Source organism: Sphaerisporangium sp. B11E5 (assembly GCF_039871875.1).
Classification (GTDB): domain Bacteria; phylum Actinomycetota; class Actinomycetes; order Streptosporangiales; family Streptosporangiaceae; genus Sphaerisporangium.
In genome coordinates this window covers 45,375-67,875 of the sequence record NZ_JBDPMD010000032.1, presented here as the reverse complement: position 1 = coordinate 67,875, position 22,501 = coordinate 45,375, and the positions used below count along the sequence as shown (strand labels likewise).

Genomic DNA, 22,501 nt, shown 5'->3' with positions numbered 1-22,501 from the left:
TCATATATCGGACATACCGCATCATCTACCTATGCATCATCGTGTCGTGGTCGTGGAGCACGAGGCCGACGCGGGTCTCGGGTACTTCGAGGGATGGCTGGCCGGTGCGGGGGTGGACTGTGACGTGGTGCGGCCGTACCTCGGGGAGGACGTGCCGGCGGAGCCGGGGGACGGGCTGATCGTGCTCGGCGGGGCCGCGTCCGCGTGGGACGACGCGGGGTTCCCCTGGCAGCCGGCGACGCGCGAGCTGCTGCGGACGGCGGTGGAGGCGTCGGTGCCGGCACTCGGGATCTGCCTCGGGGCCCAGCTCATGACGCTGGCCTGCGGGGGCGTCGTGGAACGGGGGGAGCCGGGGCTGGAGGTGGGGCTGCGGACGGTCGCCACGCTGCCCGCCGCGGCGGACGATCCGCTGTTCGGGGTGCTGCCGCCGGTCGCGCGTGCCGTGCAGTACCACTCCGACGCCATGACCGTGCTCCCGCCGGGCGCCGTCCCCATGGCCACCGGCGACCCGTACCCCGCCCAGGGGTACCGCCTCGGCGACCGCGCCTGGGCCGTGCAGTTCCACCCCGAGGCCACCCCGGAGATCTTCACCTCCTGGCTGGCCGACCCGTCCCCGCTCACCGCCGCCGGGTACGACCCCGCCGCCCTCGACGCCGAGGTGCGCGCCGCGCGGGACGCCCTGCACGCCACGTGGCGGCCGTTCGCCGAGGCCTTCGCGGCCGTGGTGACCCGTGCCGAACCCCGGTCAGGGCCGCCCGCACCCCTGTCCATTCCCTGTGACCGCGCGATTACGGCGCGAAACCACTAACGACGAGTGCGTGAGGCAACGACTACGTTGAGCTTGTGAACGCCGAGTCCCGTATGCAGACGACGGCCGGGCGTCTCGCCCGGCTGGGGTTCGCCGACGGCGCGCACACCGAGCGTCTCCTGGACGGTCTCGGGCCCGAAGCCGTCGGTGACCTCGACCTGCTCGCCGATCTCCTGGGCGCCGCCGACCCCGACCTCGCGCTCACCTCCCTCAGCCGTCTCGCCGAGCGCGACCAGAGCGTGCTCGGCGCCATGCGCGCCGACCCCGGTCTGCGGCTGCGCCTCCTTTCGGTGTTCGGCCTGTCGGCGGCCCTCGGGGACCACGTCGTCCGGCATCCCGAGCACTGGCGGCTGCTGGAGGGGGAGAGAGCCAGGCAGCGGTCCCCGCACCGCGACCTGCGCGCCGAGCTGCTGGAGGCCGTGGGCGCCGACCCCGCGGACCTCGTCCCGTACGCCTCGGACGCCGGCACCGACGTCCTGTGCGCGCTGCGGGTCGCCTACCGCGGCCGGATGCTCCAGCTCGCCGCGCGCGACATCACCGGCCTCGCGATGCTCGGCGAGGTCACCTCCGAGTTGTCCGACCTCGCCTCCGCCACCTTGGAGGCCGCGCTGGCCGTCGCCAGGGCCGAGCTGCCCGAGAGCGCCGACGTGCGCCTCGCCGTGATCGGCATGGGCAAGTGCGGTGCCCGCGAGCTCAACTACATCAGCGACGTCGACGTGATCTTCGTCGCCGAGCCGCGGGACGGCGTGGACGAGACCAAGGCCCTCCAGATCGCCACCAAGCTCGCCCAGGGCATGATGCGGGCCTGCTCCGTCAGCACGCCCGAGGGCTCGCTGTGGGAGGTGGACGCCGGGCTGCGCCCCGAGGGCAAGGCCGGCCCGCTGGTGCGCACCCTCGCCAGCCACCTCACCTACTACCGCCGCTGGGCCAAGACCTGGGAGTTCCAGGCGCTGCTGAAGGCCCGGCCGGTCGCGGGCGACCTGGAGCTCGGCAGCGAGTACGTCAGCGCCCTGGACGACATGGTGTGGCAGGCCTCCACCCGCGAGAACTTCGTCGAGGACGTCCAGGCGATGCGCCGCCGCGTGGAGGCGCACGTCCGGGTCGGCGAGGTGGACCGGCAGATCAAGCTCGGCCCCGGCGGCCTGCGCGACATCGAGTTCGCCGTCCAGCTCCTCCAGCTCGTGCACGGCCGCGCCGACGGCCTGCTGCGCCGCCGGGCCACGCTGCCGGCCCTGGCGGCCCTGTCACGCGGCGGGTACGTGGCCAGGGAGGACGCCAAGACGCTCGCCGAGGCGTACACGTTCCTGCGCCGCGTGGAGCACATGCTGCAGCTCCACCGGCTGCGCCGTACCGCCGTCGTACCCGAGGACGTCACCGATCTGCGCCGCATCGGCCGCGGGCTCGGCATGCTCGCCGACCCGGTGGGGGAGTTCACCACCCGCTGGCGCAGGCACGCGATGGAGGCCAGGAGGTTGCACGAGAAGCTGTTCTACCGGCCGCTGCTGCAGGCCGTCGCCCGGCTGCCCGGAGAGGAGGCCCGCCTGTCCACGGCCGCCGCCTCCGCCCGCCTGTCGGCACTCGGGTTCGCCGACCCCGACGGGGCGCTGCGCCACATCGCCGCCCTCACCAGCGGCGTGTCGCGCCGAGCCGCGATCCAGCGCACCCTGCTGCCGGTCATGCTGGGCTGGTTCGCCGACACGCCCGACCCCGACGCCGGGCTGCTCGGGTTCCGCCAGGTCAGCGACAAGCTGGGCGCCACCCCGTGGTACCTGCGGCTGCTGCGCGACGAGACCGCCGTCGCCGACCGCATGGCGCGGCTGCTCGGCACCAGCCGCTACGTCACCGGCCTGCTGCTGCACGCCCCCGACGCCGTCGCCATGCTCGGCTCGGACGGCGAGCTCCAGGCACGTCCCAAGCAGGCCCTCGCCGCCGAGGCCGCGGCGGCCGTGCAGCGGCACGAGGCGGACGCCGAGACCGCGGTCGCCGCGGTGCGCACCCTGCGCCGCCGTGAGCTGTTCCGCACGGCGGTCGCCGGGCTGGTCGGGCGGATCGACATCGAGGAGATCGGGCAGGCGCTGTCGGAGCTCAACGACGTCACCCTGCAGGCCGCGCTGGACTCCGCGATCCACAAGGTCGCCCTGGAGCGGCGCGGCGTGATGCCCACGCGGTTCGCGGTGATCGCGATGGGGCGGCTCGGCGGGTACGAGTCGTCGTACGGCAGCGACGCCGACGTGATGTTCGTGCACTCGCCGCACGAGGGCGCCGACGAGAAGGAGGCGGCCGGCGCCGCGCACGCCGTCGCCAACGAGATGCGGCGGCTGCTGGCCATGCCCGCCGTCGATCCGCCGCTGCTCGTTGACCCCGACCTGCGGCCCGAGGGACGCCAGGGCCCGCTGGTGCGCACCCTGTCGTCGTACGCCGCCTACTACCGGCGGTGGTCCTCGCCGTGGGAGTCGCAGGCGCTGCTGCGGGCCCGGTTCTCCGCGGGCGACGAGCGGCTCGGCGAGGAGTTCATGGAGATGATCGAGCCGCTGCGGTACCCGCCGGACGGCATCTCCGACACCGCGGTGCGCGAGATCCGGCGGCTGAAGGCCCGCATGGAGGCCGAGCGGCTGCCCCGGGGCGCCGACCCGCTGATGCACACCAAGCTCGGCCGGGGCGGCCTGTCGGACGTCGAGTGGATGGCGCAGCTCCTCCAGCTCCGGCACGCCTGCGAGATCCCCGAGCTGCGCACCACCCGCACGCTGGAGGCCCTGCGCGCCGCCGTGGGGGCGGGGCTGCTGGCCTCCACCGACGAGGAGGTGGTGGCGGACGCCTGGCGGTTCGCCGCCCAGATCCGCGACGCCATCATGCTGGTGCGCGGCCGCGCCGGGGACAGCATCCCCGGCGACCTGCGTGAACGCATGCTCATCGCCCGGGCCCTCGGCTACCCGCCGGACGGCTCCGAGGACTTCGTGGACGACTACCTGCGCACCACCCGCCGCGCGCGGGTGGTGGTCGAAAGGGTCTTCTACGGCGGGTGACCCCAGAGGGACGTCCCGTGGGACCCCGGCTCCTGGAGCAGCGGATGACCACGACGTCCCCGCTGTTCGACCCCGGCTCCTCCAGAGGAGCACGTGACCACGGGTCCCGCCCTGGACCCCGCTCCGCCGGAGGGGCGGGTGGCCGGGTGCCGTGGCGGGCCGCCGGAGGGCGGCCTGTGGGGTGGGCCCCCGGCGGCCGGATCCGGGTCCGGCCGCCGGGCTCCCCGGAAGGAGCCGGGGCGGTTACCGTTGATGCGTCCTGTCCGGCGTCCCGGGGGAGCGGCCGTGCCGTTGTCGGAGTACCTTGCCCGTCTGCGTGCCCGGGTCGGCAGCGACCTGCTCATGCTGCCCTCGGTCACCGCGTGCGTGTTCGACGACGAGGGCCGCATGCTCGTCGCGCGCCACACCGAGATGGGCGACCTGTGGTGCCCGCCGGGCGGCATCGTCGAGCCCGACGAGGCGCCCGGCGACGCGCTGGTCCGCGAGCTGCGTGAGGAGCTCGGCCTCGGCGTGCGGCTGCGCGGGCTGATCGGCGCGTACGGCGGCCCGTCGTTCCGCACCACCTACCTCAACGGCGACGAGGTGGCGTACGTCATCACGGTGTACGGCTGCACCGTGGACGACGGCCCCGCCGAGCCGGACGGCGTGGAGATCGCCGAGGTGCGCTGGATCCACCCGCACGAGGCCGCCGCGCTGCCCATGCCGCCCTGGACGTCGGTGGTCGTCCCCGAGGGCTTCGCCTGGCGCGACGCGGCACTCCCGGCCCCCGAGCCGGTCACCTGACAACCGAACGGGGCCCGGCGACGTCTGTTGTGTGACCCTCGTCCCCTGTGGCAGGGTCCCTCTCCTGATGCCCCTACCGTCACGGGTGATCGCTTGTGAACTCGGTCTACGTCGACCTCGCCACCGGCCTGGTCATCGCGTTCCTGCTGTTCTCGCTGCTCCTCAGCGGGATCAACGAAGGGCTGGTGCGGATCCTCGGCATCCGCAGCAAGTTCCTGTGGGCCTACCTGCGGGACATGCTCGACGGCGCCGAGGGCAAGCGGTCCTGGATCCCGAGCACCGTCAGGGAGGTGTTCGCCCGCCTGCCGTTCGGCCGCAAGGACGCCCGGCCGAAGTTCGACCCGATGCCCCCGCCGATGCGCAGCACCGCCACCACCTGGTCGGGGCGGCTGTACGAGCGGCTGCGTGAGATCGACCACAACACCGCCGGGCGTACCAGCATCTCGTTCGTGCCGCCGGGCCGCTTCGCGGTCGCGATGATGGAGATGATCGCCGCCGAGGGCGGTGTGCCGGCCATGCTGGACAAACTCCGGCAGGACGGCAGCCCGCTGTACGGGCCGCTGAAGGGCGTCTGGGAGTCCGCCAAGGAGGACGCCGAGGCGTTCCGCGAGGGCGTCGAGGAGTGGTTCGACGGCGAGATGCAGCGCCTCACCGTGCTGTACCGCAAGTACGTGCGCTGGGTGATCGCGGCGCTCGGGCTGGCGCTGACGCTGTTCTTCAGCATGGACTCCCTGGAGTACGGCAAGGCCATCCTCAGCGACAACGCGGTGCGGGCCCAGGTGGCGGCCACCGCGGACGGGGGAGCGGCGGCGGTGCGGGGGCTGCGCGACAAGTGCCCGGAGCATCCGTCCGACCCGTACGCCTGCGTGACCGAGATCCTGGCCAGCCCGGCGTTCGTGAAGATCGTGGGGAACGCGCCGGTGTCGGTGGTCATCCCGGACAACGGCAACCCGCGGTGGATCTGGAACGGCGGCGAGTGGCTGAACCGCATCGTCTCGCCCGGCCACTGGCCCGGGTTCCTCGTCACGTTCTTCGCCCTGCTGTTCGGCGCCCCGTTCTGGTGGGACATCCTGCGCCGCCTCACCGGGATCAAGTTCCGGTCGACGGAGACCACGACCAGCTGAGCACCCTGTGTGACCGTATTCGGTGACATATCCCCACTCGACGGATCTCGTGGGAATGGCGGCGAATGCGAAACCCGGGGGAGTGCTTGGTCTGCATAGGACACGTTCCGGGTGGAACCCCCAGGTCGGCCGGGTAGGAGTGACGTATCGCATTCCTCGGTCGTGTTGGGGGGACCATGGGCCGCTTCGGGGGTCGTCATATCGGGGCGTTGTCACTCGGCGTGATCGCACTGGCCGGATGCGGGGGCGGCGAGGTCGCCACACGACCGGCCGCGGGTGCCGGGCCCGCCAAGGCCGTGCCGGCCCAGGAGGCACGCAAGGCGGCCGTCGCCACGGCCGCCAAGGTCAAGGCCAACGAGCTCGGCCAGATCCCGGTGCTGATGTACCACCGCATCGTCGCGAAACCGGCCCCCGGCAGCGACGACCGCAGCCCGGCGCAGTTCCGCGCCGAGCTGGAGCGGCTCGCCAAGGAGGGGTACGTCCCGATCACCGCCAGGGAGTACACCACCGGCCGCATCGCCATCCCCGCGGGCAAGCACCCCGTGGTGCTCACCTTCGACGACTCCTCACCGTCCCAGCTCACCCTGGACGGCTCAGGCGCGCCCAAGCCGGACACCGCCGTCGGCATCCTGATGGACGTCGCCCGCAAGAACCCCGGCTTCCGCCCCGTCGGTACGTTCTACGTCATCAAGGACATGTTCGGCACCTTCGGCCACGACGCCCAGGCCCAGGTCCTCGGCTGGCTCAAGGACAACGGCTTCGACGTCGGCAACCACACCCGCGACCACCTCAACCTGCGCGGCCGCGCCAAGGACCAGGTGGAGGGCCAGATCGTCGCCGGCCACAAACTGATCACCGACCTCATCAAGGACGCCCCCGCCACCATCGCCCTCCCGTACGGCAACCAGCCCACCACCAAGCAGTGGGCCCGCCAAGGCCAGGCCTCCGGCGTCCGCTACGACTACTCCGGCGTCTTCCTCGCCGGCTACACCCCCGCCGCGTCCCCGTTCAGCAAGGACTTCGACCCCCTGGGCATCCCGAGGATCCGCGCCATGGACAAGGTCGGCGACTGCGCCCGCTTCTGCTCCACCGCATGGCTCGACTGGCTGAAAGCCCACCCCGAGGACCGCTTCACCTCCGACGGCGACGTCCGCACCGTGGCGTTCCCCAAGTTCAAGAACCCGTACGTGGCCCCGCACTTCACCAAGTACACGCTCCCGTACTGACCGCCCTCAGTGCTGCCCGAGCGCCATCAGCACGAACAACCCGACGAAGTGCCCGAGCACCACGAACACGATCAGGAAGATGAACACGAACTTCGCCGGCCCGTGCTCGAAGTGCTTCCCTTCCTCCAGCGGCGGCAACTGCGCCCTCCGCTCAGCCAGCCGCTCCTCAAGAGGCTTGCGCCCGAACACCTCGCCACCACCTCTCCGCTCTCCGGTCGTGACCCGTCCCTGAACCGGAGGGCCTTCCACATCGTAGGCGACGGCCCTGCCGCCCCTCCGCGCGACCCTGAGGTACTCACGTCCGCAAGCTCACCGGCTTCGCCGCGGACAGCGACGCCGGCCGTGCCGCCATGATCCACGACGGCTCGGACTATCGCTTCTATCTCCAGAAGCCCTGCACGACCGCCGCGACGAACTGACGGCACCGGAAACGGCCCGGCATCGGAATCGATGCGGGCCGTCCGCTGTGGAGGGCTACGCGGAGGCCGGCTCGTCCATCGCCAGGTGCAGGCCGAGCTGTGAGTACAGCTCCAGTTGATCGAAGTACTCCCGGTGCGTGACGATCTTTTCGTCCTCGATGAACGAGGCGCAGGTGCCCCGCAGAGTGATGCGGCGGCCCGTCGCCTCCAGTTCCCGCCCGTCGGGCATCAGGAACGGTCCGGTGTGCGTGCCGGTCCCCGTCCATTCGACCACCAGGGGGTTGTCGGTGCTCGTGGCCTCGTACCACACCGTCAGGTGAAGGTCAGGAAAGCCCCTGAAGAATTGCTCAAAGATCCACACGATCTCCTCGCGTCCCTCTGCCAGTCCTACGGGAGAGACGAAGACCGCGTCTTCGGAGAAGCAATCGAGCATCCGGCGTACGTCGTGGTCGTTGATCGCGTCGGCCAGCCGGCGCTTGACCTCCCACTTGTCGACCATGGCTGTGACCCCTCCGTGGTCGGAAATCGATCCTTTCCAAACTACCCACGGGTAGGTCGGCTACGAACCACGAGGTCGTCGCGGATACGCCAGGGATGTCCGGTAATCTCCCGGCCAGGGCAAATCGTGCAGACAGAACGGATGCCCCGCGTCGAACACGATCACCTGCCGCACCATGTCCATGACACGCACACTGCGGGAGCGAGAGCCCGCTGGCAGATCGTTCCGGCCCGGCGCGGGGGGCTTCTGGGAACGGTGGCGAAGAGGCCGTTCACGCGAAAGCCCGGGGCGAGGTTCACAACCTCGTCCCGGGCTTTCCGTGATCGGTCACACGTCGTAGTAGAGCTCGAACTCGTGCGGGTGCGGGCGCAGGCGGATCGGGTCGATCTCGTTCTCGCGCTTGTAGCTGACCCAGGTCTCGATGAGGTCAGGCGTGAAGACGCCGCCTTCGAGGAGGAACTCGTGGTCGGCCTCCAGGGCGGCGAGGACCTCCGGCAGGGAGCCGGGGACCTGCGGGACCTGGCCGGCTTCCTCGGGCGGGAGCTCGTAGAGGTCCTTGTCGACCGGCTGCGGCGGCTCGATCTTGTTGCGGATGCCGTCGAGGCCGGCCATGAGCTGGGCGGAGAACGCGAAGTACGGGTTGCACGACGGGTCGGGCACCCGGAACTCGATGCGCTTGGCCTTGGGGTTGGATCCGGTGATCGGGATGCGGATGCAGGCGGAGCGGTTGCGCTGGGAGTAGACCAGGTTCACCGGGGCCTCGTAGCCGGGGACCAGGCGGTGGTAGGAGTTCACCGTCGGGTTGGTGAAGGCGAGGATGGCCGGGGCGTGCTTGAGCAGGCCGCCGATGTAGTACCGCGCCGTGTCCGACAGGCCCGCGTAGCCGACCTCGTCGTAGAACAGCGGCTCGCCGTCCTTCCACAGGGACTGGTGGCAGTGCATGCCCGAGCCGTTGTCACCGAAGATCGGCTTCGGCATGAAGGTGACCGTGCGGCCGGCCTTCACCGCGGTGTTCTTGATGATGTACTTGTACAGCATCAGGTTGTCCGCGGTCTTCAGCAGCGTGCCGAAGCGGAAGTCGATCTCGGCCTGGCCCGCGGTGCCCACCTCGTGGTGCTGCATCTCGGTCTCGATGCCGGCCTCGATCAGCTTGCGGACCATCTCCGAGCGCAGGTCGGTGAAGTGGTCCATCGGGGGGACCGGGAAGTAGCCGCCCTTGTAGCGCGGCTTGTACCCGAGGTTGCCGCCCTCCTGGGCCTTGCCCGTGTTCCAGGCGCCTTCGATCGAGTCGATGTGGTAGAAGCTCTCGCTCTGGCTGCTGGCGAAGCGCACATCGTCGAAGATGTAGAACTCGGCCTCGGGGCCGAAGTACACGGTGTCCGCGATGCCCGTGCCCTTGAGGTAGTCCTCGGCCTTGCGGGCGACGTTGCGCGGGTCGCGGCTGTACGCCTCGCCCGTCAGCGGGTCGTGGACGAAGAAGTTGATGATGAGGGTCTTATGGTCGCGGAACGGATCCAGCACGGCCGTCGACGGGTCGGGCAGCAGCAGCATGTCCGACTCGTGAATGGCCTGGAAACCACGGATCGACGAGCCGTCGAACATCAGACCGTCGGTGAATACGCTGGCGCCGAAGTTCTCCGTGGGAAAGGTGAAGTGGTGCGTCGTGCCCGGCAGGTCGGTAAACCTGACGTCGACGAACTGCACCCCTTCGTCCCTGATGAACTTCAGGACGTCGTCGGCGGAGCTGAACATCCAACCTCCCAGGGGCACGAACTTGCAGACTCGAACGTAGGCCTGTGCCGTTTCGGTCCCATGTCTCGTTTGTTTCGCACACGTTAACCAGACGGGGGGAGGGTTACAGGGCGGACCGATGCGCCTGAACGGTATCTTACCTGCATGAACAGGCAGCCGAGATGGACCCAGACCTGGCTCGGCGGCGTCCGCGCCGCGGGCGCCGATCTGGGTCGCCCAGGTGAACGACTCGGTCTCCCCGCCGAGGGCCCCGGCTCGGTCTCCGGCTTCGGCCGCCGCGTCGGCGCCGTCGTCGTCGACTGGCTCGTCTGCACCTGGGCCATCGGCCGCGGCATCTTCGGCGCCGACCCCGCGCGCTCCGCCTGGGTCGGCTTGGTGATCTTCGCCCTGGAGTACCTGATCCTGGCCGGCACCACCGGCATGACCCTGGGCATGCTCCTGTTCCGCATCAAGATCACCACCGTGGACGGCCACCGCACCCCGTTCCCGTCCCTCGTGCTCCGCACCCTCCTCCTCTGCCTGGCCCTCCCCGCCCTGATCTGGGACCGGGACAACCGGGGCCTCCACGACCGCGCCGCCCGCACGGTCGTGGTACGCACGTGACCGTCTCCGCGCCGCGCCGTCTCCGCGCCGTTCCTCGTGGGGTTGATCGGCGCCGCGACGGTGGGACGTGGTACGGCGACATCGGCGCCGTCATGCGGCGATCAGCCGGTAGGCCGCACGCAGGTGAAGATCACGGTGCCGGGGAAGTGGCGGCCCCGTAGCGGACTCCAGCCTCCCCAGGTACGGGTATGGGTGCCCGGCCACTCAGGTTCGGTGAGGGCGGTCAGGGTGAGGCCGGAGGCGACGATGGCGGCCACCCAGTCGCCCATCGTGCGGTGGTGCTCGACGTAGGTGGGGACGCCGTCCTCGTCCTCCTCTACGTACGGGGTGCGGTCGAAGTAGGAGCGGTCGGAGGTGAGGCCGTGCGCGCCTGGGTCGTCGGGGAAGGCCCAGCGGATCGGATGGCTCACGGAGAAGACGAAGCGGCCGCCGGGACGAAGCACCCGGCGGACCTCGGTGAGGACCTGACGGGCGTCGGCGACGAACGGCAGGGCGCCGAAGGCCGAGCAGGCCAGGTCGAAGGAAACGTCCGCGAAAGGGAGGTGACCCGCGTCGGCCTGCACCACCGGGACATGGCTCCCATGCGCGTCGTCGATGCGCTGGGAGTGCTGGAGCTGCCGGAACGACAGGTCGAACGCCGCGACCACCGCCCCCTGGGACGCCAGCCACCGCGCGCACTGCGCCGCCCCGGAGCCGATCTCCAGGACCCGCCGGCCCCGCACGTCCCCGAGCAGCCGCGCGTCCGCCTCGTCCAGCCCCTCCGGGCACCAGATGAACCCCGCGTCACGCAGGAAGGCGCCGTGCTCGGCCTGGTACTCGTCCGCCGCCGCGTCCCACCAGCCGCGGTTGGCCCGCACCGAGGGGGTGTCGGGCACGGCGTGCCGGGCGGGGCGGGACATCAGCGCATCTTGCCGCCGCGAGGCATGCGCATGCCCTTCGGCATCGGGCCCTTCGGCATGGGCACGGTCTGCGGCAGCGCCCGCAGGCGGTAGTTCACCTCGGACACCGCCTGCTTCTTGATCATGCGGGGGAGCTTCATGAGGTGACGCTGCAGCTTGTTCAGCGGCACCTGCCCCTCGCCGTCGCCGCACTGCACGTCGTACACCGGCACGTCGATCGCGACCCGCTGCACGCGCTTCTTCTCGGCCACCAGCATGCGCTGCACCCGCGAGGACGGCCCCTCGGACACCAGCACGATGCCGGGGAAGCCCACCACCCGGTGCACCACGTCCTGGTCGCGGGTGACCGCCACCGCGGGCGTCACCTGCCAGTTGCCGCGCATGCCCTGGAGCACCGCCGCCGCGGCGCCGGGCTGGCCCGCCAGCATCGAGTACTGCGCACGCTGGGCGAGCTGGGAGAACACCACCAGCCCGACCGTGATGGCGACCATGACCCCGAGAAGGATCAACTGCCAGACGTACCCGGTCACCAGACCGAGCACCACGAAGAGGACCACCGTACCGAGTGCCGACGCGTAAACGATCGGCATGCCCTTGGGGTTGGCCTTCTGGACGATCTGCGCGACCATCCGGAGCTGCTTGATGCGCCCCGGACGCTCGGGGTCTGCGGGCTTGTTCGCCATGGGTAAAGGATACAAATGCCCAGCGGGGAAAAGGACCGCCCGCCCGCCGCGCGGCGACGCCCCGGCGGCCGGGGCCCCCCGCCGTACAGGCGCCCGCGGAAAAGGACCGCACCCCGGCGGCCCGCACGGCTGCCGGAGCGTGAGGCGATGGTCAGACGGTCCGGCGGGCTCGGCGCCGCCGGGAGGCGAGGCGGGTCAGACGGTCCGGCGGCTTCGGCGCCGCCGGGGGGCGAGGCGGGTCAGATGGTCTGGCGGGCCTCGATGGCCTGCTTGTACAGGCGCCCGGCGCGGTAGGACGAGCGGACCAGCGGCCCGGACATCACCCCCGCGAACCCGATGGCCTCCGCCTCGGCCTGCAGGGAGACGAACTCCTCCGGCTTGACCCAGCGCGCCACGGGGTGGTGGCGCGGCGTGGGACGCAGGTACTGGGTGATGGTGAGCAGGTCGCAGCCGGCCTCCTTGAGGTCGCGCATGGCCTGCGTGATCTCCTCGGGCTCCTCGCCCATGCCGAGGATGAGGTTGGACTTGGTGACCAGCCCCGCCTCGTGCGCCATCGTGATCACGGCCAGGGACCGGTCGTACCGGAACGCGGGCCGGATGCTCTTGAAGATGCGCGGCACCGTCTCGATGTTGTGCGCGAACACCTCGGGACGGCTGGAGAAGACCTCCTCCAACTGGTCCCGCTTGCCGTTGAAGTCGGGCACGAGCAACTCGACGCCGCACCCGGGGACGTCGGCGTGGATGCGCCGCGCGGTCTCGGCGTACAGCCACGCCCCGCCGTCGGGCAGGTCGTCGCGCGCCACCCCGGTGACCGTGGCGTACCGCAGGCCCATCTGCATGACGGACTCGGCGACCCGGCGCGGCTCGTCGGTGTCGTACTCGGCGGGCTTGCCGGTGTCGATCTGGCAGAAGTCGCACCGCCGCGTGCACTGGTCGCCGCCGATGAGGAACGTCGCCTCGCGGTCCTCCCAGCACTCGGAGATGTTGGGACAGCCGGCCTCCTGGCACACGGTGTGCAGGCCCTGGTCCTTGACGAGGGATCTGATCTCGTTGAAGGTGGGCCCGTTGTGCAACCGTGTCTTGATCCACGGGGGCTTGCGCTCGATGGGGGTCTGGCTGTTGCGCACCTCCAGACGGAGGAGCTTTCGGCCTTCAGGAGCAACTGTCACGCCGTCCAGCTTACGTCCGCCCGCCCGGCCGCGATGACCCCGGCCCGCGTCGACGCCACCCCTGGTCAGACCCGGCCCGACAACAGGTCTTCCTCCTGGACGTCGACGCCTTCCGCGCCGAGCGCCTCGGCGAGCCGCTTCTCCGCGAACGGCAGCACCTCGTCCACCGTGATGCGCCGCCCCGTCTCGGCCGACAGGGACGTGACGCCGGCGTCGGGGATGCCGCACGGGACGATGCGGTTGAACCAGCCGGGGTCGTTGACGCAGTTGAGCGCGAAGCCGTGCATGGTGGCCCCGCGCGACACCCTGATGCCGATCGCGGCGAGCGCGCGGTCGGGCAGCCCGTGCGCGGGGTCGCCCGCCACCCACACGCCGCTGCGGCCCTCGACCCGCCCGGACACCACCCCGAAGTCGGCGCACACCTTGATCAGCGCCTCCTCCAGCAGCCGGACGTAGACCACGACGTCCAGCGCCTCGGTGAGCCGCACGATCGGGTACCCGACGAGCTGCCCCGGACCGTGCCAGGTGATCTTGCCGCCGCGGTCAACGTCGATCACCGGGGTGCCGTCGGACGGCCGCTCCTCGGGACGGGTGCGCTTGCCCGCGGTGTACACCGGGGCGTGCTCCAGCAGCAGGCAGGTGTCGGGGATGGCGCCCGCCACCCGGCGGGCGTGCACGTCACGCTGGAGCGCCCACGCCTGTTCGTACGGGACGTCGACGCCCATCCGGACGAGTGCGAGCCGCCCGATGCCCGTGGTGCTGCCGTGGTTCCCGCGCTCGCTCACGGGGTCAGCCTAACGCGAGGTCACGGGGTGAGCAGGCGAGGCTCCACACGGAACTCCTTGACGCGCCCCTCGCCGTCGCGCTCCAGCCGGTAGGCGGAGCCGGCGGGGTCCACGGTGACGGCCTGGATGAACTCCTGTCCCACGTAGTGCAGGCCCACGCCCTCGTCGGCGGCGTACCCCTCGGGCAGCTCGCCGGAGGCGACCGAGGCCTGCAGCAGGCGGCGGCGCTGCGGCTCGGAGTTGTAGTGCACGCCGCAGGAGAACGGCAGGAAGGCGAGCCCCTCCGCCCACACCCGCAGGTCCGGGCCGAAGGAGTCGGTGTTGCCGCCGACGTGCCAGCACAACGCGCCCGCGCTCTGGCCGGACAACACGACGCCGGACCGCCAGGCCTCCTCGAACGCCTCGTCCAGCCCGTGCAGCCGCCACAGCGCCACGAGGTTGGCGACGCTGCCGCCGCTGACGTAGATGACGTCCTGGTCCAGGATCCACTCGCGGGGGTCCTCGACGTTCGGCATGGGGAACACCGTCAGGTGGCTGACCTCGACGTCCCATGATCGGAACGCGCCGTACATCTTGAGCAGCCACGGCGCGTCGTCCCCCATCGCCGTGGCGACCAGGCCGAGCTTCGGGCGGTCCTGACCGGTGAGGTCGAGGGCGTAGCGCAGCAGGCCGGACGCCTCGACCACCCCCAAGCGCCGGGTCTGGCGGAACGAACCGCCGCCGATGGCGAGGATGTGGGACTGGCCGGACCGTCGCATGATCTCTCCTGATGCCGCATCGTGGGGCGAGAAGCCCCACCATGGGTCACCGGGCCTCCCGTTTCCGGAACGGCACACTAGAGTATGGCGGCCAGGGCCTCGTCGATGAGGGGATGACGGAACCGGTACCCCATCTCCAGCAGGCGGGCCGGCAGCACACGCTGGCCGATCAGCACCCCTTCGTCCGCCAGGGGGCCGAGCGCGGCCCGCAGGGCGAACGGCGGCACGGCCACCGGCAGGGTGGGACGGCCCAGCGCGCGGCCGAGCGCCTTGGTGAACTCCGCGTTGGTCACAGGCTCCGGCGCGGTCAGGTTCACCGGCCCGGCGGCCCCCGCCGCCGCGCCGGCCAAGAGGTGCTCCACGGCCCCCAGCCAGTCGTCCATCGTGATCCACGAGGTGTACTGCCGCCCGGATCCCAGCGGAGCGCCGAGACCCAGCCGGAACAGCGGGAGCAGCCTGCCGAGGAAGCCTCCCTCGCGGGTGAGCACATGCCCGGTCCGCAGCGTCACGACCCGCACGCCCGCCTCGGCTGCGGGCGCCGTCTCCGCCTCCCACGCCCGCGCGAGCCCCGCGAGCCACTGGCCGGGGGAATCGGGCGACGGCCTCGCGGGCGGCGCGGGTGCCGCGCCGGATCCCCGCGGCGACGTGCCTGCTTCTGTGGACGGCCCCACCGGCGGCTCGGTGGTCTCGTCCACCGCGCGGTCGCCGGTGTCGCCGTAGACGCCCATGGCCGACCCGGAGAGCAGCACCCCAGGCGGCCGGCCGAGACCGGCGATGGTGGTGGCGAGCAGCCGCGTGGACTCCACCCGGCTGGACAGCAGCTCCCGCCGGTAGGCGTCGCTCCACCGCCGGTCCGCGATCCCGGCCCCCGCCAGGTGCACCACCGCCTCGGCACCCTCAAGCGCCTCTGGCTCCAGCACCCCCGCCCGCGGGTCCCAGAACGCCTCGTCCGCCCCCGCGGGCGGCCTGCGCACCAGCCTGACGACGGTACGCCCCTGGTCGCGCAGCGCGCGGACCAGCGCCGTACCGAGGAGCCCGGACGATCCCGTGACGACGACGCTCATGCCGATCACCCTATGCGGATCACCCGGGATGACGGCGCCCCGGGCGCCATGTGTCGCGCACACCTGCCGAGCCCGCACCCGTCCGCGCCGGCTCCGGCGCGCGGTGGGCCGGACAGCCGGACGGCCGGACCGGGGAGTGTCCGGTCCGGCCGTCGGGGTGTCGCGGGTCAGCCCAGGCCGAGCTGGCTTTCGAAGCGGCCGTCCTCCAGGCGGCGCTTGACCGTCGTCAGGAAGCGGGCGGCGTCGGCGCCGTCCACCAGGCGGTGGTCATAGGTCAGGGCCAGGTAGACCATGGAGCGGACGGCGATGACCTCGCCCTCGGGGGTGTCGAGCACCACGGGGCGCTTGACGACCGAGCCGGTGCCGAGGATCGCCACCTGGGGCTGGTTGATGATCGGGGTGTCGAACAGCGCGCCGCGGCTGCCGGTGTTGGTCAGGGTGAAGGTGCCGCCTGACAGCTCGTCGGGGCTCACCTTGTTGGTGCGGGTGCGCTCGGCGAGGTCGGTGATCTTGCGGGCCAGGCCGGCGAGGTTGAGGTCGCCGGCGTCCTTGATGACCGCGGACGCGAGGCCGCGCTCGGCGTCGACCGCGAACGCCAGGTGCTCGTGGTCGAAGTAGGTGACCTCGTTGGTCTCGCTGTTGATCACCGCGTTGAGCTTGGGGTGCTGCTTGAGTGCCTCGACGGTGGCCAGCGCGAAGAACGGCATGAAGGTGAGCTTCACGCCCTCGCGGCGCTGGAAGTCCGCCTTGACCCGGTCGCGCAGCCGCGCGATCTTGGTGACGTCCGCCTCGACGACCGTGGTGAGCTGGGCCGAGCTCTGCAGCGACTCCATCGTGCGCTTGGCGATGGTCTGCCGCATGCGCGACATCTTCTCGGTGCGCCCGCGCAGCGTGGTGTCCGCCTGCACCGGCTCGGGAGCCGGGGCCGCCGCCTGCGGGGCGGGGGCCGGGGCGGCCTGCGCCGCCGGGGCCTGGGCGGCCTGGGCCTGGGCGTTGCGCTCGCGCTGCTGCCTGGCGGCCTCCAGCACGTCCTGCTTGCGGATGCGCCCGCCGACACCGGTGCCGTTCAGCGAGTCGAGGTCCACGCCGTGCTCGCCGGCGAGCTTGCGCACCAGCGGCGTGACGTACGGGCTCTCGCCGGTGGACGGCGCGGCCGGAGCAGGGGCGGCCTGCGGGGCCGGCGCCTGCGGCGCCTGCTGCTGAGGCTGCGGGGCCTGCTGCGGCGCGGGCTGAGGAGCCGGCTGCGGCGCGGGCTGAGGAGCCGGCGCGGGCGGCTGCGGGATCGACGACGCCGGGGCGGCCTGCGCGGCCTTCGGCTGCTCGGGCTCGGGCTGCGGCTCGGGCTCGGGCTCGGGCTTCGGCTGCTCGGGCGCGGCGGCGGCGCCGCCCTCACCGTCGATGACGGCGAGCTCGGAGCCCACCTCGACCGTCTCGTCCTCCGCGACGACGATCTTGGTGAGCACCCCGCTGGACGGCGAGGGGATCTCGGTGTCGACCTTGTCGGTGGAGACCTCGAGCAACGGCTCGTCGGTCTCGACGTGGTCCCCTTCCTTCTTCAGCCAGCGGGTGACGGTGCCCTCGGTCACGCTCTCGCCGAGCTGGGGCATGGTTACGGAAACCGGCATGATTTCTTCTCTCGCGCTTCCTTGTGAGGGCTTCAGTTGTGGACGTGCAGCGGCTTGCCGGCCAGCGCGAGCATCGCCTCGCCGACGGCTTCGGACTGGGTCGGGTGAGCGTGGATGAGTTGCGCCACCTCGGTGGGCAGGGCTTCCCAGTTGTAGATGAGCTGGCCCTCGGTGACGAGCTCGCCCATGCGCTTGCCCACCATGTGGACACCCAGAACCGGGCCGTCCTTCTGGGCGATGATCTTGACGGCGCCCTGCGTGCCGATGATCTGGCTCTTGGGGTTGCCGCCGAGGTCGTACACCAGCTCGGTGACCTCGTGGCCGCGCTCCCTGGCGACGGCCGAGGTGATGCCCACGGAGGCGACCTCGGGGTCGGAGTAGGTGATGCGGGGCACCCCGTCGTAGTCGATCGGCACGGGGTTCAGGCCCGCGATGTGCTCGGCGACCAGGATGCCCTCGGCGAACCCGGCGTGCGCGAGCTGCAGCGTGGGGATCAGGTCGCCCACGGCGTACACGCCGGGCACGCTGGTCTGGCAGTACTGGTCCACGACGACGGTGCCGCGCTCGATGGCGACGCCCGCCTCCTCGTAGCCGAAGCCGGACAGCACGGCGCCGCGGCCGACGGCGACCAGCAGCAGCTCGGCGTCCAGCGTCTTGCCGCCCTCCAGGGTCACCACGACCCCGGTGTCGGTGGTCTTGACGCCCTCGAAACGGGTGCCGAGCTCGTACTTGATGCCGCGGCGGCGGAACGCCCGCTCCAGCAGCTTCGAGCTGGACTCCTCCTCGAGGGGCAGCAGGTGGGGCAGGGCCTCGACGATCGTGACCTCGGCGCCGAAGGACTTCCAGACGGACGCGAACTCCACGCCGATGACGCCCCCGCCGAGCACCACCACAGAGGACGGCACCCGGTCCAGCTTCAGCGCGTGGTCGCTCGTGATGACCCGCTCGCCGTCGATCTCCAGGCCCGGCAGCGACTTCGGCGCCGACCCCGTGGCGAGCACGATGTTGCGGCCTTCGACGGCCTGCCCGCCCACCATGACGCGGTTCGGGCCGGCCAGCCGTCCCTCACCCTCGAAGATCGTGACGTTCCTGCTCTTCAGCAGGCCCTGCACGCCCTTCCAGGCGCGGTTGACGATCTTGTCCTTGAAGGCGTGGACACCGGACATCTCGATGCCCTCGAAGCGCGCCTTGACGCCGACCGTCGTGGCCTCACGCGTCTCGTCGGCCACCTCGGCGGCGTGCAGCAGCGCCTTGGTGGGGATGCACCCCCGGTGCAGGCACGTGCCGCCGATCTTGTCCCGCTCGATCAGCGCGACGTTCTTGCCCAGCTCGGCCGCCCTCAGGGCACACGCGTAGCCGCCGCTACCGCCGCCCAGGACCACGATGTCGAAGGGGCCGCTGCCATCAGCCACTGGAAAGCTCCTTGTCGGATCGGTGGGCCCACACGGCCGGGTCCTGCCCGTGGTCGCCTCCGCGACGCTCCCGGCCCGCCCAACAGCATCTTTTCACTTGTCCCGCGTACATGTGACGCGCTTGGCCGCCGGTACGCGCGGGGCCCGCGCAGGCGCGTCCCCGGCCCATCATGCCTCTCGGGCGGGCTGGTGGCGCTCGGCGAGGGCGACCAGCGTGCGAGTGATCACTCCGGTGCCGCCCTTCGGGGTGTACCCGTGCGGCGCCTCCTTGTTGAACGCGGGGCCCGCCATGTCGATGTGGGCCCAGCGCACGCCCTCGGGCACGAACTCGCGCAGGAAGATGCCCGCGGCGAGCATGCTGCCGGAACGCTCGGGGTTGAGGTTGGCGATGTCGGCGACCGGGGAGTCCAGGCCCTTGCGCAGCTCGTCCGGCAGCGGCATGCCCCAGGCGGCCTCGCCCTGGGCGACGGCGGTCTCCACGACGTCGGCGCGCAGCTCCTCGTCGGAGGCCATGACGCCGCAGGTGCGCCAGCCGAGCGCGACGATCTGCGCGCCGGTGAGGGTGGCGACGTCCACGATGACGTCCGGGTCGTCCTCGCCCGCGCGGGCGATGCCGTCCACCAGCACCAGGCGGCCCTCGGCGTCGGTGTCGACGACCTCGACGGTCTTGCCGCTGTAGGTGGTGAGCACGTCGGAGGGACGCTGCGCGCTGCCGCTCGGCATGTTCTCGGCCAGGCACAGGTAGCCGACGGCGTTCACCCGCAGGCCGAGCTTGGCGACGGCCAGCAGCGCGCCGAGCACGGCGCCCGCGCCGCCCATGTCGGACTTCATCCACGGCATGGACGCGGACGGCTTGAGCGATAGGCCGCCGGAGTCGAAGGTGATGCCCTTGCCGACGAACGCCACGCGCGCGGACGCCTCGGGGTGCTCGTAGCCGAGGCGCACCAGGCGGGGCGGGTTCACCGAGCCCTGGCCGACGCCGACGATGCCGCCGAAGCCGCCGCTCTTGAGTGCGGTCTCGTCGAGGATGTCGACCGTCAGGCCGGACTTGGTGCCGAGCTCCTCGGCGATCTCGGCGAACCTGGCGGGCGGCAGGTCGCACGGCGGGGTGTTGACCAGGTCACGGACCAGCGACACCGACTCGGCCAGCGTCGCGGCGCGGTCGAGCGCACCCTGCGCGCCCGGGGCGTCGCTCAGCACGGCGAGCTCGCCGACCGGGGGCTTGTCCTGCCCGGTGCGGTACTTGGTGAAGACATAGGCGCCGAGCAGGCCGCCGAGCGCCACCGCCTCGGCCTGCTCCGCCGTGGCGGCGGGCAGCGCCAGCGCGGCGCGCGACGTGCCCGCGAGGGCTCTGGCGGCCGTGCCGGCGGCCCGGCGCAGCACCTCCAGGTCGTATCCGCCGTCCTCAGGGGCGTCTCCCAGCCCCACGGCGACGATCACCGTTGCCGGCACGGCGCCGAACGCCGGGAACTTGGCGGTCTCTCCCGCCTTGCCGCTGAAGCCGAGGGCGCCGAGTGTGGCGGTGAGCCCGCCCGCGATGGCGTCGTCGATGCTCTCCGCCCCTGAGGCGGGACGCGGGCCGTCTGGGGAACTGTGGATGCCGATCACGAGGGCGTCGGACTCCACCGACCTCGGGTCAGGCGCGTTAAGTCGCACTGTCGTCACGTAGGCCGATGCTAGCCCTGCTTCCTCCGTACGCATAAACGAGGGTTCGTCCGACGATTCCCGCCCCGCTTTCCGCGGCGAACCGGGAAGCCTCAGATCAGCGCGGCGCACACGACCAGCGCGACCGCCGTGGCGGTCTCGACGAGGGCCCCGAGCACGTCCCCGGTGATGCCGCCGAGCCGCCGCACGGCGTGCGTCTGCACCAGCCAGGCCGCTCCGAGCCCCGCGGCCATCGCGAGCACGTACGCCACGGGGACGCCGGTCGCCACCCCCGTGAGCAACGCGGCCACCGCCGCCGCGATCGTCACGATGATCGCGTCACTGCGCCGCACGGCCCCCGCGACCATGGCCCCGAGCCCTTCGGGCCGCGCCGCCGGCACCCCCGCCGCGCAGGCCCACGTCACCGCCAGCCGCCCTGTGACGCACGCCACCACCAGCGCCACCGCCCCGGCCTCGGCGGTCGCCGTCACCTGGACCAGCACCGTGAACACCAGCGCCATCACCCCGAACGGCCCGATGTCCGACCTTTTCATGATCTCCAGCGCCTGGGGGGCGGCCTTACCGCTGCCCAGCCCGTCCGCCAGGTCCGCCAGCCCGTCCAGATGCAGTCCCCGGGTGAGCACCGCCAGCACTCCCACCCCGAGCGCCGCCGCGAGGAGCCCCCCCGTCACCAGCCCCGCGACCGCCATGACCCCCGCCGCGACGACCCCCAGCGCGAGCCCCACCACCGGCGCCAGCGTCATCGCCCACGAGGTCGTGGCCCGATCGACCTGCGGCGCCCCCACAGGCCAGATGGTCAACGTCCCGGCCGCCAGCCGTAACCCTTCGGCCACCGGCCGCTCCGCGGCAGGGGAGGTCGTCACGCCCCAAGTATCACGCCTCCCCGCGCTCGCCGCGCGCCCCGTCCCACCCGGCCGCCGCACGGCGGCGCCGGATTTGCCGCCCCCGTGGGGAGCGGGTCAGACGGGGAGGGGGATGGGGCGGCCGGCCAGCACGAAGGTGGTCTGTTCGGATTCGGCGGTCAGGCGTTGGTTGAGGCGGCCGAGGGCGTCGCGGAAGACGCGGCCGCTGGCGGTGGCGGGGACGACGCTCAGGCCCACCTCGTCGCTCACGGCGACCACTTGGGCGCGGGTCTGGCGCCAGGCGGCGATCAGGTCGTCGCAGCGGGCGGCGACGGCGTCGAGGGCGGTGCCGAAGCGGCCCGGTTTGCGGCCGCGGGGGCGGTCGTGGGCGGGGTCGCCCCAGGCGCCGCAGCCGTCGAAGACGGCCGTCAGCCACGTTCCTATGCCGTCGATGAGGAGGGGGCCGGTGGCGGTCCTGAGCAGGGTGGCGAGTTCGGTGGTCTCGATCGTGGTCCAGTACGGGGGGCGGCGACGCTGGTGGGCGTGGACGCGGGCCAGCCAGTCGGGGTCGCGGCGGCCGGTGGGGCCGGTGGCGACGTAGGTGACGTCGGGCTCGGTGATGAGCCGCAGCTCGGCCTCGGCGGACTTGCCGGAGCGGGCGCCGCCGAGGATCAGGGTGCGGCGCGGCGGGGCCGGGCGGGGCGGGGGGAGGTGCCGGGTGTCGAGGATGGTGCCGTCCTCCACGGCGTGCGCGCCCCAGAACGCCAGGCGCCGCCCGAGCTCGGCTTCCGACGGCAGGCGGTGGTCCAGGTGGACGGCCACCACCTGCGTCCGCGCGGTGACCAGGCCGCGGCGCCGCAGGTCGCCGAGCCGTTGCGGCCGGTCCAGCAGGTCGATGAGCACGAGGTCGTAGGCGTCCTCGGCCCAGCTCGGTGAGGGGTCGCCCCTGTCTTCGTCCTCGGGGGCGACGGCGTGCAGCACGCGCCCGCGGTCGGGCCCGCTGACCGCGTGCCCGTCCGGGGTGACCGTCATGCGGTACCCCTTCGGCAGCGAGGCGGGCTGCGCCAGCGGCAGCCCCGCCGGGGGCGCCAGCCGCACCATGTCGTCGAGCACGATGGACGTGGGCAGACGGTGGCCGGGGGAGAGCCGGGAGCAGGAGACACACCCGCAGGCGGGCTCGGGCCAGCCGAAGGGCCCCGCCGTCCCGGAGAGCAGGACCTTCACCGCGCCCCGGCCGGGTGGAGGGACACGGCCGCCGCGAGAGCAGCGCCCGCTCGCCGGCCGTCACCGGCCCGCGACACGCCACGCGTGCACGGCGGGGAATCGGCGGTGCGCGGGACACCGGCCGGGTACGACGGCACG

General features: G+C 72.2%; 20 protein-coding genes. 6 read left to right on the top strand and 14 right to left on the bottom strand.

The annotated features are described in order from the left end of the window. The first annotated feature begins 31 nt into the window (after nt 1–31). From ABGB17_RS25710 to ABGB17_RS25690, 5 genes are all read left to right on the top strand, one after another. Entirely contained in the window at nt 32–808 is a 777-nt protein-coding gene (locus ABGB17_RS25710) for a type 1 glutamine amidotransferase (RefSeq protein WP_347633895.1), read from the top strand. A gap of 53 nt (nt 809–861) precedes the next feature. Next, complete coding sequence (locus ABGB17_RS25705; RefSeq protein WP_347633963.1) at nt 862–3,831, top strand: bifunctional [glutamine synthetase] adenylyltransferase/[glutamine synthetase]-adenylyl-L-tyrosine phosphorylase; 2,970 nt, start codon at nt 862–864, stop codon at nt 3,829–3,831. 285 nt (nt 3,832–4,116) lie between these two features. Further along, nucleotides 4,117–4,614, top strand: a complete 498-nt coding sequence (locus tag ABGB17_RS25700) for an NUDIX domain-containing protein (RefSeq protein ID WP_347633893.1) — start codon at nt 4,117–4,119, stop codon at nt 4,612–4,614. 95 nt (nt 4,615–4,709) lie between these two features. Continuing rightward, nucleotides 4,710–5,738, top strand: coding sequence for a hypothetical protein (locus ABGB17_RS25695; protein WP_347633891.1), 1,029 nt, complete (start codon nt 4,710–4,712; stop codon nt 5,736–5,738). Between the two features lie 209 nt (nt 5,739–5,947). Beyond that, entirely contained in the window at nt 5,948–6,964 is a 1,017-nt protein-coding gene (locus tag ABGB17_RS25690) for a polysaccharide deacetylase family protein (protein ID WP_347633889.1), read from the top strand. A 6-nt stretch (nt 6,965–6,970) separates the two neighbouring features. Here the strand turns inward: ABGB17_RS25690 and ABGB17_RS25685 are convergent, their stop codons facing one another. From ABGB17_RS25685 to glnA, 3 genes are all read right to left on the bottom strand, one after another. Further along, nucleotides 6,971–7,153, bottom strand: coding sequence for a hypothetical protein (locus ABGB17_RS25685; protein WP_347633887.1), 183 nt, complete (start codon nt 7,151–7,153; stop codon nt 6,971–6,973). 285 nt (nt 7,154–7,438) lie between these two features. Next, nucleotides 7,439–7,882: an ester cyclase gene (locus ABGB17_RS25680; protein WP_347633885.1), complete on the bottom strand. Its 444-nt coding sequence runs from the start codon at nt 7,880–7,882 to the stop codon at nt 7,439–7,441. A gap of 327 nt (nt 7,883–8,209) precedes the next feature. Next, entirely contained in the window at nt 8,210–9,634 is a 1,425-nt protein-coding gene (gene glnA / locus ABGB17_RS25675) for a type I glutamate--ammonia ligase (protein ID WP_347633883.1), read from the bottom strand. A gap of 144 nt (nt 9,635–9,778) precedes the next feature. Between glnA and ABGB17_RS25670 the strand changes: the two genes are divergently transcribed. After that, complete coding sequence (locus ABGB17_RS25670) at nt 9,779–10,237, top strand: RDD family protein (protein ID WP_347633881.1); 459 nt, start codon at nt 9,779–9,781, stop codon at nt 10,235–10,237. Nucleotides 10,238–10,338: 101 nt separating this feature from the next. On the opposite strand, the gene ABGB17_RS25665 is transcribed toward ABGB17_RS25670, so the two are convergent. The 11 genes from ABGB17_RS25665 to ABGB17_RS25615 form a co-directional block, all read right to left on the bottom strand. Continuing rightward, complete coding sequence (locus ABGB17_RS25665) at nt 10,339–11,136, bottom strand: class I SAM-dependent methyltransferase (RefSeq protein WP_347633879.1); 798 nt, start codon at nt 11,134–11,136, stop codon at nt 10,339–10,341. Then, entirely contained in the window at nt 11,136–11,819 is a 684-nt protein-coding gene (locus tag ABGB17_RS25660; RefSeq protein ID WP_347633877.1) for a DUF4191 domain-containing protein, read from the bottom strand. Before ABGB17_RS25660 ends, ABGB17_RS25665 begins: the two co-directional genes overlap by 1 nt. 239 nt (nt 11,820–12,058) lie before the next feature. After that, a complete protein-coding gene (gene lipA, locus ABGB17_RS25655) occupies nt 12,059–12,988 on the bottom strand; it encodes a lipoyl synthase (protein WP_347633875.1) in 930 nt (309 codons plus the stop codon). A gap of 65 nt (nt 12,989–13,053) precedes the next feature. Then, nucleotides 13,054–13,737, bottom strand: a complete 684-nt coding sequence (lipB, locus tag ABGB17_RS25650) for a lipoyl(octanoyl) transferase LipB (RefSeq protein ID WP_347633961.1) — start codon at nt 13,735–13,737, stop codon at nt 13,054–13,056. Between the two features lie 56 nt (nt 13,738–13,793). Continuing rightward, entirely contained in the window at nt 13,794–14,531 is a 738-nt protein-coding gene (locus ABGB17_RS25645; RefSeq protein ID WP_347633873.1) for a peptidase E, read from the bottom strand. 77 nt (nt 14,532–14,608) lie between these two features. Then, nucleotides 14,609–15,595 carry a DUF1731 domain-containing protein gene (locus ABGB17_RS25640; RefSeq protein WP_347633871.1) on the bottom strand — a complete coding sequence of 329 codons (987 nt, stop codon included), beginning with the start codon at nt 15,593–15,595 and terminating at the stop codon, nt 14,609–14,611. A 167-nt stretch (nt 15,596–15,762) separates the two neighbouring features. Continuing rightward, entirely contained in the window at nt 15,763–17,220 is a 1,458-nt protein-coding gene (gene sucB / locus ABGB17_RS25635; RefSeq protein ID WP_347633869.1) for a 2-oxoglutarate dehydrogenase, E2 component, dihydrolipoamide succinyltransferase, read from the bottom strand. Nucleotides 17,221–17,252: 32 nt separating this feature from the next. Continuing rightward, nucleotides 17,253–18,632, bottom strand: coding sequence for a dihydrolipoyl dehydrogenase (lpdA, locus tag ABGB17_RS25630; protein WP_347633867.1), 1,380 nt, complete (start codon nt 18,630–18,632; stop codon nt 17,253–17,255). A 168-nt stretch (nt 18,633–18,800) separates the two neighbouring features. After that, entirely contained in the window at nt 18,801–20,333 is a 1,533-nt protein-coding gene (locus tag ABGB17_RS25625; protein WP_347633865.1) for a leucyl aminopeptidase, read from the bottom strand. Between the two features lie 56 nt (nt 20,334–20,389). Then, entirely contained in the window at nt 20,390–21,160 is a 771-nt protein-coding gene (gene cobS, locus ABGB17_RS25620) for an adenosylcobinamide-GDP ribazoletransferase (protein WP_347633863.1), read from the bottom strand. Between the two features lie 96 nt (nt 21,161–21,256). Beyond that, nucleotides 21,257–22,363 carry a bifunctional adenosylcobinamide kinase/adenosylcobinamide-phosphate guanylyltransferase gene (locus tag ABGB17_RS25615; RefSeq protein WP_347633861.1) on the bottom strand — a complete coding sequence of 369 codons (1,107 nt, stop codon included), beginning with the start codon at nt 22,361–22,363 and terminating at the stop codon, nt 21,257–21,259. Nucleotides 22,364–22,501 lie beyond the last annotated feature (138 nt).

Bases quoted from the DNA above. Each gene is read 5' to 3' on its own strand.
- glnA (WP_347633883.1), bottom strand. From the start codon at position 9,634: ATGTTCAGCTCCGCCGACGACGTCCTGAAGTTCATCAGGGACGAAGGG.
- ABGB17_RS25640 (WP_347633871.1), bottom strand. From the start codon at position 15,595: ATGAGCGTCGTCGTCACGGGATCGTCCGGGCTCCTCGGTACGGCGCTG.
- ABGB17_RS25670 (WP_347633881.1), top strand. From the start codon at position 9,779: ATGAACAGGCAGCCGAGATGGACCCAGACCTGGCTCGGCGGCGTCCGC.
- ABGB17_RS25645 (WP_347633873.1), bottom strand. From the start codon at position 14,531: ATGCGACGGTCCGGCCAGTCCCACATCCTCGCCATCGGCGGCGGTTCG.
- sucB (WP_347633869.1), bottom strand. From the start codon at position 17,220: ATGCCGGTTTCCGTAACCATGCCCCAGCTCGGCGAGAGCGTGACCGAG.
- ABGB17_RS25660 (WP_347633877.1), bottom strand. From the start codon at position 11,819: ATGGCGAACAAGCCCGCAGACCCCGAGCGTCCGGGGCGCATCAAGCAG.
- ABGB17_RS25680 (WP_347633885.1), bottom strand. From the start codon at position 7,882: ATGGTCGACAAGTGGGAGGTCAAGCGCCGGCTGGCCGACGCGATCAAC.
- ABGB17_RS25705 (WP_347633963.1), top strand. From the start codon at position 862: ATGCAGACGACGGCCGGGCGTCTCGCCCGGCTGGGGTTCGCCGACGGC.
- ABGB17_RS25710 (WP_347633895.1), top strand. From the start codon at position 32: ATGCATCATCGTGTCGTGGTCGTGGAGCACGAGGCCGACGCGGGTCTC.
- ABGB17_RS25665 (WP_347633879.1), bottom strand. From the start codon at position 11,136: ATGTCCCGCCCCGCCCGGCACGCCGTGCCCGACACCCCCTCGGTGCGG.
- ABGB17_RS25625 (WP_347633865.1), bottom strand. From the start codon at position 20,333: ATGCGTACGGAGGAAGCAGGGCTAGCATCGGCCTACGTGACGACAGTG.